This is a genomic window from Melittangium boletus DSM 14713, from assembly GCF_002305855.1.
GTDB lineage: Bacteria > Myxococcota > Myxococcia > Myxococcales > Myxococcaceae > Cystobacter > Cystobacter boletus.
In genome coordinates this window covers 689,225-704,187 of record NZ_CP022163.1, presented here as the reverse complement: position 1 = coordinate 704,187, position 14,963 = coordinate 689,225, and the positions used below count along the sequence as shown (strand labels likewise).

The window sequence follows — 14,963 nt, the reverse complement described above, 5'->3', positions numbered from 1 at the left end:
GGGCCGGACAGAAAGCGCCGCCCCATCCGCGCGAGGGCGGGGGCGGCGTCGTCTATCGGAGAGTTGGCGCGGTGTGCCCCGGTGGGGACCCTCGGGGGTCCTGCTAGGGTTCTCCTCGAGACCGGGGCGGCGGGCTGCCCCGCGGGGGGGAGTCCATGTCCGAGCACGCGTCTGGCATCGTTCCGTCCGGTTTCTTCGCCTTGCGCACGCCGTTGCTGTCCTTCGACGCGCTGGGCGCCTGGGGCGAGGGGCTGGAGGCTCCGGCGGCTCGTCCGGAAGCGCGCGAGGAGGCGCTGGCGCGGGACCGCGTCCGGTTGCGCGAGCGGTTGCGGCGGTGGGCGGCCGATCCACTCGTGCGCGAGGCGCTTTTCGTGGCCTCGCCCATGTTGATGGACAGCCTCCCGGCCTGGGAGTCCGCGCCGGAGTCGGAGCGGGGACAGAAGGTGGAGCGGACCCTGGTGCGCTACTTCGCGCGCATGGCCGGCCGCGCCACGCCCTTTGGCTTGTTCGCGGGGCTGTCCGTGGGCCACCTGGCGGAGCGCACCCATCTGCACATCCCCGGGCGCATGGCCCTGCGCCGGCACACGCGGCTGGACATGGACTACGTCTGCGCGCTGGTGGAGCGCGTGCGGCGGGAGCCCGAGGTGCGGCGCTCGCTGCGCTACCTGCCCAACTCCAGCCTCTACCGGCTCGCCGGGCAGTGGCGCTACCTGGAGATGCGGTCGCGCGGGCGCGAGCGCTCCTACCATCTGACCGCCGTCGAGTCCGCACCCCACCTGGAGGCCACCCTGGAGCGCGCGGGCTCCGGTGCGACGCTCCCGCGACTGGCGAGTGCCCTGGTGGACGAGGTCGCCGGCGTCTCCTACGAGGAAGCGCTCGCCTATGTGGAGACCCTGGTGCGCGAGCAACTCCTGCTGCCCACCTGGGCTCCCACGCTCACCGGACCCGAGCCCGTCCCGCACCTGCTCGAACAGGCCCGGGACGTGCCCGCCCTGAATGAGGTGCACGAGCGTCTTTCCTCCGTCCAGCGGGCCTTGGCCCTCATCGATGCGCAGCCCCTGGGGCTGTCTCCGGACGCCTACCGCGAGGTGGCGCATGCGCTGGAGCCCCTTCCCGTCCCCGTGGAACTGCCCCGGCTCTTCCAGGTGGACATGTTCCGCTCCATCCCAGATGCCACCCTGTCATCGCCCGTGGTGGACGAGATGCTGCGAGGACTCGAGGCGCTGCGCCGGATGACGCCCCGCCGCTCGGGGAACTCGCTCCTGGAGCGCTTCCGCCAGCGCTTTCTCGAACGCTATGAGAGCCGCTGCGTGCCGCTGGCCGAGGCACTGGACGAGGAGAACGGCGTGGGTGCCGTGTTCTCGCGGGGGCCGGGCCGGAGCACGGGTCCCCTGCTGGGGGGATTCGTCCTCCCGCGAGGGCGCCAGGAGGAGGAGGGCCGGTGGAGCGCGCGGTGGGCCCATCTCTTGAGGAGGCTCGAGGACGTACGGGGCACGGACGCCCGGGAACTCGAGCTCACGGACGAGGATCTGAAGGCGATGGAGATCCACGAGCCGGTGTCGCTTCCGGACGCCTTCGGCGTGGTGGCCACCCTGGTGGGCGAGTCCGCCGAGGCGGTGGACCAGGGCCGCTTCCAGCTCCTGCTAGAGAACCTGCATGGCCCCTCGGCGGGCTCCTACCTGGGCCGTTTCTGCCACGGGGAGCCGGCTTTGGAGGCGCGAGTCCGGGAGCACCTGCGCGCCGAGGAGGCGCTGCGCCCCGACGTCCTTTTCGCCGAGGTGGTTCACCTTCCGCAGGATCGCATGGGCAACGTCACCTGCCGTCCGCGGCTGCGCCCGAACGATCTCGTCTTCCTGGGCGAGTCGGGAGCCGGGCCGGAGCAGCGCATCCTCCTGTCGGACCTCTGGGTGTCCGTGGAGGGCAGCCGCGTCGTCCTGCGCTCGAAACGTCTGGGCCGGGAGATCGTCCCGAGGATGAGCAACGCCCACAACTATGCGTCCTATGGGCTGAACATCTACCGCTTCCTGGGGCAGTTGCAGCACACGCATGCCTCGTGGCTCCAGTTCTCCTGGGGACCCCTGGCGCGCTCCTCCTTTCTTCCCCGCGTGGTGTACGGCCGCACGGTGTTGTCGCTCGCGTGTTGGAACATGGAGGCTCCGCGGCTCGAGGCCTGGGGCCGGGCGCGCGACGCCGAGCGCTTCGACGCCGTGCAACGCTTCCGCCACGAGGCCCGTCTGCCCCGGTGGATCTGCCTGCGCGACGAGGACAACCAGCTCCCCATCGACCTGGACAACGTGTTGAGCGTGGACACGCTCGTGCAGGCCATCAAGGACAGGCCTCGCGCCACCCTGGAGGAGTTGTTCCCCGGCCCCGAGGCCTTGTGCGCGCGGGGAGAGGAGGGGGGCTACGTGCACGAGCTGGTGGTGCCCTTCGTGCGCACGCGCTCCATCGTGGCGCCCTCGCGGCCGATGTGTGCCTCCGAGATGGCCGCCCCTCGTGTGCGCCGCGGTTTCGCGCCCGGCTCGGAATGGCTCTACCTCAAGCTCCACGCGGGGCCCGCGACGTTGGATCGGCTGCTCGCGGGCTCCCTGGGTGAGGCCATCGAGAAGGTCCTCGCCACGGGAGCGGCGGAGCGCTGGTTCTTCCTGCGCTATTGGGACCCGGACGCGCACTTGCGCCTGCGCTTCCAGGGTGAGCCTCGACGGTTGGAGGCGGAGGTCTGGCCGCTGCTGCGCTCCGCCTGCGCGGCCGCGATGGAGGCGGGCCACGCCTGGCGTTTGCAGTGGGACACCTACGAGCGCGAGGTGGAGCGCTATGGCGGCCCGGTGGGCATCGAGTTGGCGGAGGCGCTGTTCCAGGCCGACAGCGACGCGGTGCTTTCCCTCCTCCGAGTGGAAGGCGCGGACACGGAGCGTGAGCAGCGCTGGCGCTTGACGCTCCAGGGGATGGATGCGCTCCTGGATGCACTGGGGTTTTCGCTGGAGCGGAAGCTGGAGGTGGTGAGCCGGGCGCGCGCTGGCTTCGGCACCGAGTTCCAGGTGGACAAGTCGTTCGAGGTGCAATTGGGAGAGCGCTACCGCCGCGAGAGCCGCTTCCTGGAGACATCGCTCTCGGGCGACCCCCCTCCCGTCTGGGCGCGGCGGGGTGAACGGCTCCGTCCGGTGGTGGAGCGCCTGCTCCAGGCCGAGCGGGAAGGGATGCTGGACCTCCCCCTGGAGGTGCTGGCCGACAGCTACCTGCACCTGCACGTCAACCGGATGCTGACGGACGAGTCACGGCCCCAGGAACTCATCCTCCATGATTTCCTGACCCGCCTGTACCGGTCCCGGCTGGCGCGGCTGCGCAAAGGGCGCTGACCCCTGGCCGGGTGCTCCGGCGTCGGGCATCTTCCCGGCACGCTGGAGCCCGGTCCGAGAGACGGACCGGTGCACCCGTGTCGAGGAGTCTTCGATGAAGTGGATGGCAGGAGCCTCTCCGGAACAGGCGATGGGCGCGGCCGATGCGTCTTCCGCCCCGGTCTGGACGAGGCGGGTGCTGGTGGCGAGTGGCGTGCTGGCCGTGCTTCGGCTCCTCTACTCGGCCCAGGTGGAGTTGGCGCCGCAGGAGGCCTATTACTGGCAATACGCCCGGCACCTGGACTGGTCGTACTTCGATCATCCGCCGATGTGCGCATGGTTGATCGGCTTGTCGGTGAAGCTCGTGGGCGTGAGCGAGCTGGGTGTGCGCATCCCCTCGGTCGTGTCGATGACCCTGCTCACGTGGCTGCTCTATTCGCTCGGCAAGCGCCTGTACTCGCCCGCCGTGGGGGCGCTCGCGGCCCTCGCCGCCAATGCCACGGTGCTCTTCGGACTGGGGGCGGTGGTGATGACGCCGGATGTGCCCCTGGTGCTGTGCTGGACGGCGGCGCTCCGCGTGCTGTGCGAGCTGGTCCTCCCGGACGGGAAGGGCGCGGGCCGGGGCGGTTTCCGCTGGTACGTGCTGGGCGCGCTCTGCGGGTTCGCCATGTTGTCCAAGTACACCGCCGCGCTGCTTCCGCCGCAGATCCTCCTGACGGCGCTGTTGTCACCCCGGGGCCGTGCGTCCCTCCGCTCGCCTCATCCCTACCTGGCGCTCCTCGTGGCGCTCGCCGTCTTCTCTCCCGTCTTCATCTGGAATGCCCAGCATGACTGGGCCTCGTTCGCCTTCCAGACGCGGGGGCGGATGCGGACCGTGCATGGGCTTCAGCCCCACCTGGTCGGGCGCTATCTGGGCTTGCAGGCGGTGGCGGTGGGTCCGCTGCTCTATCTGTCGCTCCTGCTCTCGGCGATCCTCCTGGTGAAGCCCGCGCTCCGGGGCGATTCGCGCGCCCGGTTGCTGTGCATCGCGAGCCTGCCGGGACTCCTGATCTTCTCCGGCGTGAGCCCCCTGCACTGGGTGAAGATGAACTGGGTGGCGCCCGCGTACATCGGTGTGTTCGTGGCGACCGCGGCCCGGTGGCACGAGGGGTGGCGCGTCCAGGGCCGGAAGCTCTACGCGAGCCTCGCCCTGGGCACGGGCGCGCTGTTGGTGCTGGGCATGTACTTGATGCCCCTGTGGCCGGCCATTCCCTTCAAGGAGAAGGACAACCTGGTGAGCGGATGGAGCCAGTTGGCCCGCCACGTCCAGGTCCAGCGCGAGCGGGTGGGGACTCCAGGGGCTCCGCCGCCGCTGGTGGTGGGGTGGGGCTACAAGACGGCGAGCGAGCTGGCCTTCTATCTGCCCGACCACCCGGAGACCCAGTCGGATCCGGCGCTGGGGGGCTCGGGCCTGGCCTATGACTTCTGGTGGGACAGCATCGGTCCCCATTCGGACGCCCTCGTCGTGGCGGATGACCGGCAGCCGCTGCGCGACGCGTCCACGCGCCTGGCGGCCCATTGTGACGAGGTGCGGCCGTTGCCCCCGGTGACGGTGACCCGGGGCGAGCGGCCCGTGACGACCTACCGGCTCTGGCACTGCCAGGGGTGGCGGCGCGAGGGCCGGGAGCGCGGCGCTACAGCGCCCGGCCGGTCAGGATGAGGGTGATGACGGTGAAGTAGATGACCACGCCGGTGACGTCCACCAGCGTGGCCACGAAGGGAGCCGAGGCGGTGGCGGGATCCAACCCGAGCCGCCGCAGCAGGAAGGGCAGCATCGAGCCGCACAACGTGCCGAACGTCACCACGCCCACCACGCTCAGGCCCACCGCCGCGCCCACCCAGGCGAAGTAGGGGCCGTAGAGGATTTCCCGATCCGGCCACATGAGGATGCGCAGGAAGCCGAGCAGTCCGAGGAACACCCCAAGCGCCAGGCCGCTGATGATCTCGCGCAGGGCCACCTTCCACCAGTCCTGGAGTGACACGTCGCGCACCGCGAGCGCGCGGATGATGAGCGAGGTGGCCTGGGAGCCCGAGTTGCCTCCGGACGAGATGATGAGCGGCACGAAGGTGCTCAGGAACACGGCCTGGGCGACGGCGTCCTGGTAGTGCGCCATGGCGGTGGCGGTGAACATCTGTCCCACGAAGAGCACCGTGAGCCAGCCCACGCGCTTGCGCAGCATGTCCACGATGCCGATGTCCATGTAGGGCGCCTCGAGGGCTTCCATACCGCCGATGCGCTGGATGTCCTCGGTGGCCTCTTCCTCGGCCGCGTCCAGCACGTCGTCCACCGTGATGATGCCCACCAGCACGCCCCGCGAATCCGTCACCGGCAGCGCCACCCGGTCGTATTTCTCGAACATGCTGATGAACTCCTCGCGCTCCGCCGTCGCGGGGATGCTCACCAGCTGCCGATCATGGATGTCCGTCACGAGCGTGTTCGGGTCCGCCATCACGAGCGAGGACAGCCGCACGTCGTCCAGGAGCCGGCCCTTCTCGTCCACGATATAGAGGACGTGAATCGTCTCGCGGCCCTGGCCGTGGGTGCGCACGTAGTCGAGCGCGGCGCCCGCCGTCAGGTTGCCCGGCAGCGTGAGGTACTCCGGCGTCATGTAGCGGCCGGCGCTCTTCTCCGGATAGCCCAGCAGGGTGCGCGCGAGCTTGATCTGCTCGGGCGACAGGGACGTGAGGACGCGCTTGGTCACCTCCGCTGGCAGCTCCTCCAGCAGGCGTGTGCGATCGTCCGGCGCCATCTCGTCCAGCAGGTTCTTGAGCTGCTCGCGGCCCAGCGTCTCGACGATCTCCGTCTGTTGCGAGTGCGGCAGATACTCGAAGACGAGCGCCGCCGCGTCCCGGGGCAACAGCCGGAAGATGATGCCGCTCTCGTCCGCGGGCAGATCCTCGATGACCTCGGCGATATCCGCCGGATCCATCTCCGAGAACGCATCGCGCAACGCGCTCCAGTTCTTGGAGGCGATGAGCTCGTCGAACTCGGGCTTCAGGAGGTTTCCCAGCATCGCGATCTCCAGGCGCGGACGAAGGCGCGCATGGTGTATGAAACGAGGCGCCGGGGGTATGCAAATCGGTCCCGCTCCGGAGGAGAAACGATGGACGGCAAGGGCTCGCGCAAGAAGACATCCGCCCAGACGAAGAACCCGGTGGTCGCGGAGGCCCCGCCGCCCACGCCACCCCGGGACGAGCGGCCTCCGCCCCGGGTCGCTCCGCCGCGTCCGGCGGCCCCCGTGGCTCCGGCCCCACGCCCGGAGTCCTTGCTTCCCCCACGACCCGTGTCACCCGTCACGAAGCCCGCGCCGTTCTCGCGCTTTTCGGCGACCCCCTCGGCCCCGGCGGCCCCACGCCCCTTCTTCGCGCCCGTCATCGCGCCGGGGGGCGCGGAGGAGACCGAGCACCGGCTTTTTCCCCGGGCGCTGCTCGCCACGAACGTGGAGGTGTGGATCGAGGACGCCGGTGTGCGGCGTTTCACGGCCACGCTGCGCTCGGTCAACGTGAGCGTGGGGGGCGCCTTCCTGGAGAGCACCTTCTTCCTGCCCATGGACACCGAGCTGCGCGTGCGCTTCTCGCTGGAGCCGGGGGCCCCGCCCGTGGAGGCGCGGGCCCGCATCGTGCGGGAGCAACGGCCCCGCCGGGAGGAGGAGCCCTCGGGCTTCGGCATCCGCTTCGAGGAGTTCTACGGCCAGACGGAGGTGGCGCTCGCGCGGCTCTTCCTGGACACGCGGCTGCGCGCGTTCGCCGAGGAGTACCTGCGCTCGCCCCGCGCCCGGGGCCTGTCCAATGAGTTGGAGCGGGTGGTGGATGCGCTCGCGGCGTGGGAACTGCTCAAGGCCCACACGTCCACGGACACGTGGCGGGGCGAGTAGTCCCCGCGCGGAGGCGCTCGTGAGCGTCTCCGCGCGCGACGACGAGAAGGCGGGCCGCTCAGTTGGCGGCGACGGCCTTCTTCAGCGCGTCTTCGATGCGCGCCTTGGGAACGGCTCCGACGATCTGCTCCACGACCTTGCCGCCCTTGAAGACGAGCAGGGTGGGGATGGAGCGGATGCCGTAGTCCTGCGCCGTGCCCTGGTTCTCGTCGATGTTCACCTTGGTCACCTTGACCTGACCCTTGTACTGGGTGGCCAGGGCCTCGACGGACGGAGCGATGGCGCGGCAGGGGGCGCACCACGTGGCCCAGAAGTCCACGAGCACGGGCTCCTTGGACTCCAGCACTTCCTTCTTGAAATTCCCATCTCCGATGTTCAACACGTCAGCGCCAGCCATCTTGTCTCCTCCGGTCCGTGAACCACCCAGGATGGCGCTTGCTGTAATACGCGCCTACCGGGCCCGCAAGCATGCGGCCTTCCCAGGTTCTCCGCTTGCTTGGATGCGGACGGAGCACGCGCGTTGCGCTCGGATTCGTCCGGTCGCCAGTTGGCGCTTCGGCCTGGGGCCGGGAGGTGTAGAATGCCGTCCGTGATGAGGCTCTTCCTTCCCCAGACCCAGCTCGAGGAGTGGGCACTGGAGGACAAAGCGGATGTGCGCGACGGCGTGCTGATGGTGACGGGCGAGGACGGGGTGTACCCGGTGACGCCCGCGGTCCACATCCTCCAGCTCGTCACCGGCGAGGACACCAACGGCCTGGTGACCAAGGTGAAGACCGAGGAGCAGCTCAAGACCTTGGGGGCCGAGCAGATGGCCGACTCGGTGTTGCTCGGGGACACGGCGTACGAGGTCGTTCCCGGTTATGTGGCCGAGGTGCCCGACGCCTCCTCGGATGATTCCGGGGAGGGCAAGCCCGATTCCGAGACGGATCTCCTCGCCGCCTTCCTCCTGAACAAGATGGGCTGACGCATCCGGCCCCGTGGGTTGTAGCCGCCATGAATCACGCGCTGGTCTCCCTCGCCTGCCACGCCTATGTCGTCGCGGCGCTGGTCTATCTCGTCTACCTCGTCCGGCAATGGGACGCGCTCGCCATGGCGGGCCGCGGGCTCGTGGGCACGGGGCTGGTCCTGCACGGTGTGGCGCTCTTCGGCCTCTTCGGGGCGCAGGGGGGACGCCCGGTGGGCGTGGCCCAGGGCTTCTCCACCTTCGCCTTCCTGTTGCTGGCCATCTTCCTGGTGGTGGATGTGCGCTACCGTCGGCCGGTGATTGGCGCCTTCATCACGCCCCTGGCGGTGGCGGTATTGCTGCCGGGCCTGTTGCTGGACGCGGGCGGACCCCTGCACCCGGACGTGAAGCGGCCCCTGCTGCCCGTGCACATCACCATCGCCTTGTTGGGGGTGGCCGCCTCGGCGGTGGCCGCGGGCGTGGCGGGGATGTACCTGCTGATGGAGCGGCAGGTGAAGGGCAAGCGCTTCGGCCTGCTCTTCGCGCGTCTGCCGTCGCTGGAATTCCTGGACACCCTCAACCGGCAGCTGGTGGTGGTGGGCTTCATCGCCCTGTCGGTGACGCTGGTGACGGGGGCCTTCTTCTCGAGCGCGGCGCCGGGGTTCTTCTGGGCCTGGCAGTCCAAGCAGATCGCCACGCTGGTGGCGTGGGTGGTGTTCGCCGCGCTCGTGGGGGCCCGCTTCTTTGGTGGCTGGAGGGGACGGCGTGTCGCGTTGCTGACCATGACGGGGTTTGGCTTGCTGCTGCTGTGTTTTCTCTCGTCGTATGACTTCGCCCAGCTGGGTGGAGGGTGGCGCTAGCCATGGAGTTCCTGTGCTTGGGTCTGTCGCACCGCACGGCGCCGCTCTCCGTCCGAGAACGGCTCGCGCTTTCCGATCCGCGTCAGGTGGAGTTGTTGCAGCGCCTGGCCCAGTCGCCTCACGAGGCGCTGCTCGTGTCCACGTGCAACCGGGTGGAGCTGTACCTGGCCTCGCCCGACGTGAGCCGGGCGCGGCAGACCGCCCTGGGCGAGCTGGAGCAACTGGGCGGCCCCGAGACGCTGGAGCACCTCTATGAGCACAAGGGCGAGGACGCGCTCGTGCACTTGTTCCGGGTGGCGGCCAGCCTGGACTCCATGGTGTTGGGCGAGGCGCAGATCCTCGGCCAGGTGAAGGACGCCTTCGAGCGGGGACAGGGCTCGGGCGCGGTGCGGGGGGAGCTCACGCGCGTGTGCGCCGCGGCGTTCGGTTGTGCCAAGCGGGTGCGCACGGAGACGGCGATCGGCCGCTCCGCGACCTCCATGGCCAGCGCCGCCGTGGCGCTCGCGAGCAAGGTCTTCGACGGGCTCGCGGACAAGACAGTGCTGCTGGTGGGCGCGGGGGAGATGTCGGAGCTGGCCGCGCGTCATCTGAAGCAGGCCGGCGCCACGCGGCTCCTGGTGACCAACCGCACGCTCGCGCGCGCCGAGGCACTCGCGGCCGAGGTGGGGGCCACGGCCCGGCCCTTCGAGGAGCTCTTCTCGCTGCTCACCCAGGCGGACGTGGTGGTGTGCAGCACGGCCTCGCCCGTGCCGATCTTCACCCAGGAGAACGTGGGCGCGGTGGGCAAGGCGCGCCGCTTCCGCCCGCTCTTCATGGTGGACCTGGCGGTTCCGCGCGACATCGCGCCCGAGGTGGGCTCGCTGGACTGGGTGCACGCGTACGACCTGGACGACATCCAGAAGTTCGTGGCGGACAACGCCGCCGCGCGCGCCGAGGAAGCGCAGAAGGCGGGCGTGCTGGTGGCGCAGGAGGTGGCCCGCTTCGTGCGCGAGCGCGCCGTGCGCCAGGGCGTGCCCGTGCTCGCCCAGCTGCGCCAGCGTGGCGAGGCCATCGCCCGCGCCGAGGTGGAGCGCACGCTCTCCGTGCTGGGGGACAGTCTGGACGACAAGCAGCGCAAGAGCATCGAGGCCATGGCGCGCGCCATCGTCAACAAGCTGCTGCACGAGCCCACGGCGAAGTTGCGCGCGGTGGGCCCCGAGCATGAGGGCAACCGGCTCGCGGGCGCCGCCGCCGAACTCTTCGGCCTGGAGGAGAAGGACGCCGCCGTGCCGCCGGGCAAGACGGGCCCCAATGTGCTGGTCCAGGGAGGAAAGGGATGAAGGCCGTACGCATCGCCACCCGGCAGAGTCCGCTGGCGCTCTGGCAGGCCCGTCACGTGGGCTCGCTGCTCACCCAACTGCACCCGGGGCTGGAGGTCTCCTTCGTGGAGATGACCACCGCGGGGGATCGCTTCCTGGCCGCGCCGTTGTCCACGGTGGGGGGCAAGGGGCTGTTCGTGAAGGAGATCGAGCAGTGCCTGCTCGATGGCCGCGCGGACCTGGCCGTGCACAGCCTCAAGGACATGACGTCGGTGCTGCCCGCGGGGCTGCTGCTGGCGGCGCTGCCCGTGCGCGAGGATCCGCGCGACGCGCTCTGCGGGCCCGCCGGGCTGACGATCGAGCGGCTGCCACGAGGCGCGCGCGTGGGCACGTCCTCGTTGCGGCGCAGCTGCATCCTGCGCGCGCGCAGGCCGGACCTGGAGATCGTCAGCCTGCGCGGCAACGTGCAGACGCGGCTGGCGCGCATGCGCGAGCTGGAGCTGCACGGCGCGGTGCTCGCCTTCGCGGGCCTCAAGCGCCTGGGCCTGGAGTCGGAGATCGCCGAGGTGTTGCCCACCTCCTTGAGTCTGCCGGCGGTGGGGCAGGGCGTGCTCGCCATCCAGTGCCGCACCGAGGACGTCGCGGTGCGCGGCCTGCTCGCGCCGTTGGAAGACGCCACCACGCGCGTGGCGGTGACGGCCGAGCGCGCCTTCATGGCCCGGTTGGAGGGCGGCTGCACCGTCCCACTCGCCGGACATGCCACCGTGGTGGGCCAGACCGTCCACATGCGTGGACTGGTGGGACGTCCGGATGGCACGAAAGTGGTGGAGGGCGAGCGCAGTGGCCCGGTGGAAACCGCGCTCGCGGTGGGGGACGCGCTCGCCGAGGATCTGCTCGCGCGTGGAGCGGCGGACATCCTGCGTGATTTTGGTCGCGCATCCGCGCCGGAGTCCTAGAGTTCCGGGCCGTGGAAAGGCGACTCGAAGGTATCCGCGTTCTCGTGACGCGCCCCCGGGAACGAGCGGAAGAGCTGTGCTTCCTGCTCGAGGACGAAGGCGCTCACGTCTTGCATGTCCCCTTGTTGGAGCTGGTGCCTCCGGAGGACGCGCGCCCGCTGCTCGCGGCCGTGGAGTCCATCCAACGTTATGCGTGGGTGGTGTTCGCCAGCCCGTCGGCGGTGGAGGCGCTGATGGACGCGCTGCGGGAGGCGGGCACCACGGAGCTGTTGTCGTCCGTGCGTCTGGCGGTGGTGGGTCCGCGGACCGCGCGCGCCGTGGAGGGCCATGGCCTGAAGGTGGCCGCCGAGGCTCCCGCGGGCACGGCGGAATCGCTCGCCGAGGTGCTGCGTCCCGCGTTGCGGCCGGGCGACGAGGTGTTGTTGCCGGCGGCGGAGGAAGGGCGGCGTGAGTTGGAGGAGGCCTTGCGGGAGCAGGGCGCGCGGGTCACGCGCGTGACGGCGTACCGCTCCCGGACCACTCCGATGCCGGACGAGGCGCGGGAGCTCCTGGAGGCCGCGCCTCCGGACGTGGCCCTGTTCGCCTCGCCCCGGACCGCGGAGTCGTTCCTGGAGGAGGCGGGGCGGGAGCGGCTGGGCACGGCCCGGTTGGTGGCCATCGGGCCCACCACCGCGGCGGCGCTGACGCACCTGGGCCTCGCCGTGGCGGCCGTGGCCGATCGTCCCACTCCCGAGGCGCTCGTGGAGGCCACCATCCGGGCGATTCGCGGATAGACTGCGCCCCTCGAAGTCCACGATGGGAGAGTCGATGCGGGGTGGGAGCTGGATTCACGCGGTGGTGCTTGGTGTCCTGGCCTGGGGGGCGTCCGCGGGAGCGGCCATCCCGGTGGGAGGGGCATGCACCCTGCCTTCCGAATGCGGCCCGGCTCCGTACACCTGCATCGAGAGGATCTTCCGGCCCTCGGGGAGCGAGGCGTGGGTGGGGGGCTACTGCTCCCGCCCCTGCGGCTCGACCCAGGACTGTCCCTCGGGCTCCCAGTGCGTCGCCGCGCTCGATGGGGCCTACTGCCTCGACCAGTGTGAGCCCGCGCTACCGGGTCAGTGCCGCGCCAGCTACATCTGCGACCAGGTCTCGACGGGCGGCGATGTCTGCGTGCCGACCTGCAGCGCGGAAAACGACTGCGCGCCGGACTACACGTGCCGCTCCTGCGACAAGCGCTGCGTGCCCAAGCAACTCCCGGGCGTGCGCATCGGCATGCCGTGCGACGCCGACGCGCAATGCGGCACCGGTGAGTCCTGCCTGTGGGTGAACGGTCATTCGCAAGGCATCTGCTCGCAGCCCTGTGGCGCGGAAGCGGGGGCGTGCTCCTCCACGTGCCCGGGAGGCTCCAGTTGCCAGAAGGTGGGCTCCGACGAGGCCTTCATGTGCGTGCGCGCCTGTGAGCAGGGCACCTGCAATCCCGCGCTCCAATGCGCGGCCTTTCCCGAGGGGGCGAGCGGTTGCCTGCCTCCCTGCCGTACCCAGGCGGATTGCCCCATGGGCTCCACGTGTTCCGGTGCCGGGCAGTGCGTGGGTCCGCAACCGGCGGACGCGGGTTGCTCGTCCTGCGAAGGCCCCCGGGACGCGGGCTCGCCCGTTCCCCCGCCGTTGAATGGAGGGACGGGCCCGGGGCCTGTCCCGGGCCCTGGGTGTGGTTGCCAGGGCTCCGCCGTGAACGCGCCGGGATTCCTCGGTGCTCTTGCCGTGTTCTTCGTGGCTTCGAGGAGACGCCGTTGCCAGCGCCCGTAACCCCGCCCGCTCCCCCGACCAGCCGGAGCAAGACCGACTTCTCCCTGTCCTTCGTGCTCGATGCGCTCGTCTCCCAACGGGTGCTCACCGCCGACCAGGGGCAGAACATCCTCACCCGTGAGCAGGCCGCGCGAGCCCGGGTCCTCAAGAACCAGGGCATCGTGGGCAAGGACGCGGCGCGCTACGACGTCTCGCCGGTGGAGATCGTGGCCGCCTTCCAGGTTCCCCTGGCGGATGGCCGGGGCTCGCTGGACGAGGACCGGGTCACGGAGATCGCCGCGCGCGCCGCGGGCGTCCCCTACAAGAAGGTGGATCCGCTCAAGCTGGACATGGGACTGGCCACGCGCACCGTGTCTCGCCCCTTCGCGCAGAAGCACGTGCTCCTGCCCCTGGAGAAGGGCCAGGACGGCCGGCTCGTGGTGGCGGTGGCCAACCCCTTCGACAAGGAGCTCTTCGAGAGCATCCACGTGCTCACCGGCATGGCCATCGATCCGGTGCTCGCCTCGAAGACGGACATCCTCCGGGCCATCGCGGACATCTACGGCTTCAAGCGCACGCTGGCCAAGGCCGCGGATGACTTCAACGCCAACCCCGGCAACTCCCCGCAGGTCGGCAACTTCGAGCAGCTCGTCTCGCTGAGCAGCCGGCAGGAGCTGGACGCGGCGGATCAGCCCGTGGTGCAGGCGGTGGATTACCTGCTGCGCTATGCCTTCGACAACCGCGCCTCGGACATCCACATCGAGCCCAAGCGCAACAACTCCCTCGTGCGCCTGCGCATCGATGGCGTGCTCCACTCCGTGTACACGCTGCCCGCTGGCGTGCATCCGCCCATCGTGTCGCGCGTGAAGACGCTCTCGCGCATGGACATCTCCGAGAAGCGCAAGCCCCAGGACGGCCGCATCAAGACGGAGAAGGACGGGCGCGAGGTGGAGTTGCGTGTCTCCTCGCTGCCCACGGCCTTCGGCGAGAAGATCGTCATCCGTGTGTTCGACCCGGAGACGCTGGTGCAGGACATCGCCCAGCTTGGCTTCGACCCTCAGGAGAAGACCGTCTTCGAGACGTGGATCGATCAGCCCCACGGCATCATCCTCGTGACGGGCCCCACGGGCAGTGGCAAGACGACCACGCTCTACTCGGCGCTCAAGGCGGTGGCGGGTCCGGACGTGAACGTCACCACCATCGAGGACCCCATCGAAATGGTGTGGGACGGCTTCAACCAGGTCCAGGTGCAACCCAAGCTGGGGCTCGACTTCGCCAACGCCCTGCGCAGCATCCTGCGCCAGGATCCGGACGTCATCATGGTGGGCGAGATCCGCGACGAGGAGACGGCGGAGAACGCCGTGCAGGCCGCGCTCACGGGCCACCTGGTGCTCTCCACGCTGCACACCAACGACGCCATCGGCGCGGTGGCGCGGCTCAAGGACCTGGGAGTGCCGCCCTTCCTGCTCGCTCAGAGTCTCATCGGGATGATGGCCCAGCGCCTGCTGCGGCGGGTGTGCCCGCACTGCGCGCAGCCGACGACTCTCTCCCAGGACGAACTGGCCATGCTGGGCACGCCTCTCCCCTTGCTCCCGGGTGGGGTGAAGATCGTCAAGGGCGCGGGGTGTGTGCGCTGCCGGGGCACCGGCTATTGGGGCCGCACGGGCGCGTTCGAGATCGTCAACCTCAACAACGAATTGCGCGAGTTCATCTCCCGGGGGGCCAACCACAGTCAGATGTTGGACGTGGCGCGCCGGGCGGGCACTCGCACCCTGCGCGAGGCGGCCGTGCGCAAGCTCGCCATGGGGCTTACTTCCTTCGACGAAGTGGTCCGCATGACGTCGGTGGCGTGAGCGGGGGCGCCAGGTCCCCGTTAGAAGTACAGGGCGT

The 14,963-nt window shown here is 70.2% G+C and carries 12 protein-coding genes; 10 read left to right on the top strand and 2 right to left on the bottom strand.

Annotation, left to right across the window (positions count from 1 at the left end; all coding sequences use genetic code 11):
* Nucleotides 1-155: 155 nt before the first annotated feature.
* Nucleotides 156-3,356, top strand: a complete 3,201-nt coding sequence (locus MEBOL_RS02995) for a lantibiotic dehydratase (protein WP_095975991.1) — start codon at nucleotides 156-158, stop codon at nucleotides 3,354-3,356.
* Between the two features lie 94 nt (nucleotides 3,357-3,450).
* Nucleotides 3,451-5,034: a glycosyltransferase family 39 protein gene (locus MEBOL_RS02990; RefSeq protein ID WP_095975990.1), complete on the top strand. Its 1,584-nt coding sequence runs from the start codon at nucleotides 3,451-3,453 to the stop codon at nucleotides 5,032-5,034.
* On the opposite strand, the gene mgtE is transcribed toward MEBOL_RS02990, so the two are convergent.
* Nucleotides 5,009-6,388, bottom strand: a complete 1,380-nt coding sequence (gene mgtE / locus MEBOL_RS02985; RefSeq protein ID WP_095975989.1) for a magnesium transporter — start codon at nucleotides 6,386-6,388, stop codon at nucleotides 5,009-5,011. The genes MEBOL_RS02990 and mgtE overlap by 26 nt on opposite strands.
* A gap of 90 nt (nucleotides 6,389-6,478) precedes the next feature.
* Between mgtE and MEBOL_RS02980 the strand changes: the two genes are divergently transcribed.
* Nucleotides 6,479-7,249, top strand: a complete 771-nt coding sequence (locus tag MEBOL_RS02980; RefSeq protein WP_095975988.1) for a PilZ domain-containing protein — start codon at nucleotides 6,479-6,481, stop codon at nucleotides 7,247-7,249.
* Between the two features lie 58 nt (nucleotides 7,250-7,307).
* Here the strand turns inward: MEBOL_RS02980 and trxA are convergent, their stop codons facing one another.
* Nucleotides 7,308-7,646 carry a thioredoxin gene (gene trxA / locus MEBOL_RS02975; protein ID WP_095975987.1) on the bottom strand — a complete coding sequence of 113 codons (339 nt, stop codon included), beginning with the start codon at nucleotides 7,644-7,646 and terminating at the stop codon, nucleotides 7,308-7,310.
* Between the two features lie 183 nt (nucleotides 7,647-7,829).
* On the opposite strand from trxA, the gene MEBOL_RS02970 reads away from it, so the two are divergent.
* The 7 genes from MEBOL_RS02970 to MEBOL_RS02945 all read left to right on the top strand — a co-directional run bounded on the left by MEBOL_RS02970 (nucleotide 7,830) and on the right by MEBOL_RS02945 (nucleotide 14,926).
* Entirely contained in the window at nucleotides 7,830-8,213 is a 384-nt protein-coding gene (locus MEBOL_RS02970; protein ID WP_245919410.1) for a hypothetical protein, read from the top strand.
* Nucleotides 8,214-8,242: 29 nt separating this feature from the next.
* On the top strand, nucleotides 8,243-9,052 hold the full coding sequence (locus tag MEBOL_RS02965) for a cytochrome C assembly family protein (RefSeq protein WP_095975985.1): 810 nt from the start codon (nucleotides 8,243-8,245) through the stop codon (nucleotides 9,050-9,052).
* 2 nt (nucleotides 9,053-9,054) lie between these two features.
* Nucleotides 9,055-10,371 (top strand): glutamyl-tRNA reductase, encoded by a 1,317-nt coding sequence (hemA, locus tag MEBOL_RS02960; RefSeq protein ID WP_095975984.1) that lies wholly within the window; start codon nucleotides 9,055-9,057, stop codon nucleotides 10,369-10,371.
* Nucleotides 10,368-11,306, top strand: coding sequence for a hydroxymethylbilane synthase (gene hemC / locus MEBOL_RS02955; protein ID WP_095975983.1), 939 nt, complete (start codon nucleotides 10,368-10,370; stop codon nucleotides 11,304-11,306). Before hemA ends, hemC begins: the two co-directional genes overlap by 4 nt.
* A 74-nt stretch (nucleotides 11,307-11,380) precedes the next feature.
* The gene (locus MEBOL_RS02950; RefSeq protein ID WP_245920002.1) at nucleotides 11,381-12,079 is read left to right on the top strand and encodes a uroporphyrinogen-III synthase; all 699 of its coding nucleotides are present in this window, start codon (nucleotides 11,381-11,383) and stop codon (nucleotides 12,077-12,079) included.
* Nucleotides 12,080-12,101: 22 nt separating this feature from the next.
* Nucleotides 12,102-13,094: a hypothetical protein gene (locus MEBOL_RS40910; RefSeq protein WP_157774729.1), complete on the top strand. Its 993-nt coding sequence runs from the start codon at nucleotides 12,102-12,104 to the stop codon at nucleotides 13,092-13,094.
* The gene (locus MEBOL_RS02945; protein WP_095975981.1) at nucleotides 13,079-14,926 is read left to right on the top strand and encodes a GspE/PulE family protein; all 1,848 of its coding nucleotides are present in this window, start codon (nucleotides 13,079-13,081) and stop codon (nucleotides 14,924-14,926) included. Before MEBOL_RS40910 ends, MEBOL_RS02945 begins: the two co-directional genes overlap by 16 nt.
* Nucleotides 14,927-14,963 lie beyond the last annotated feature (37 nt).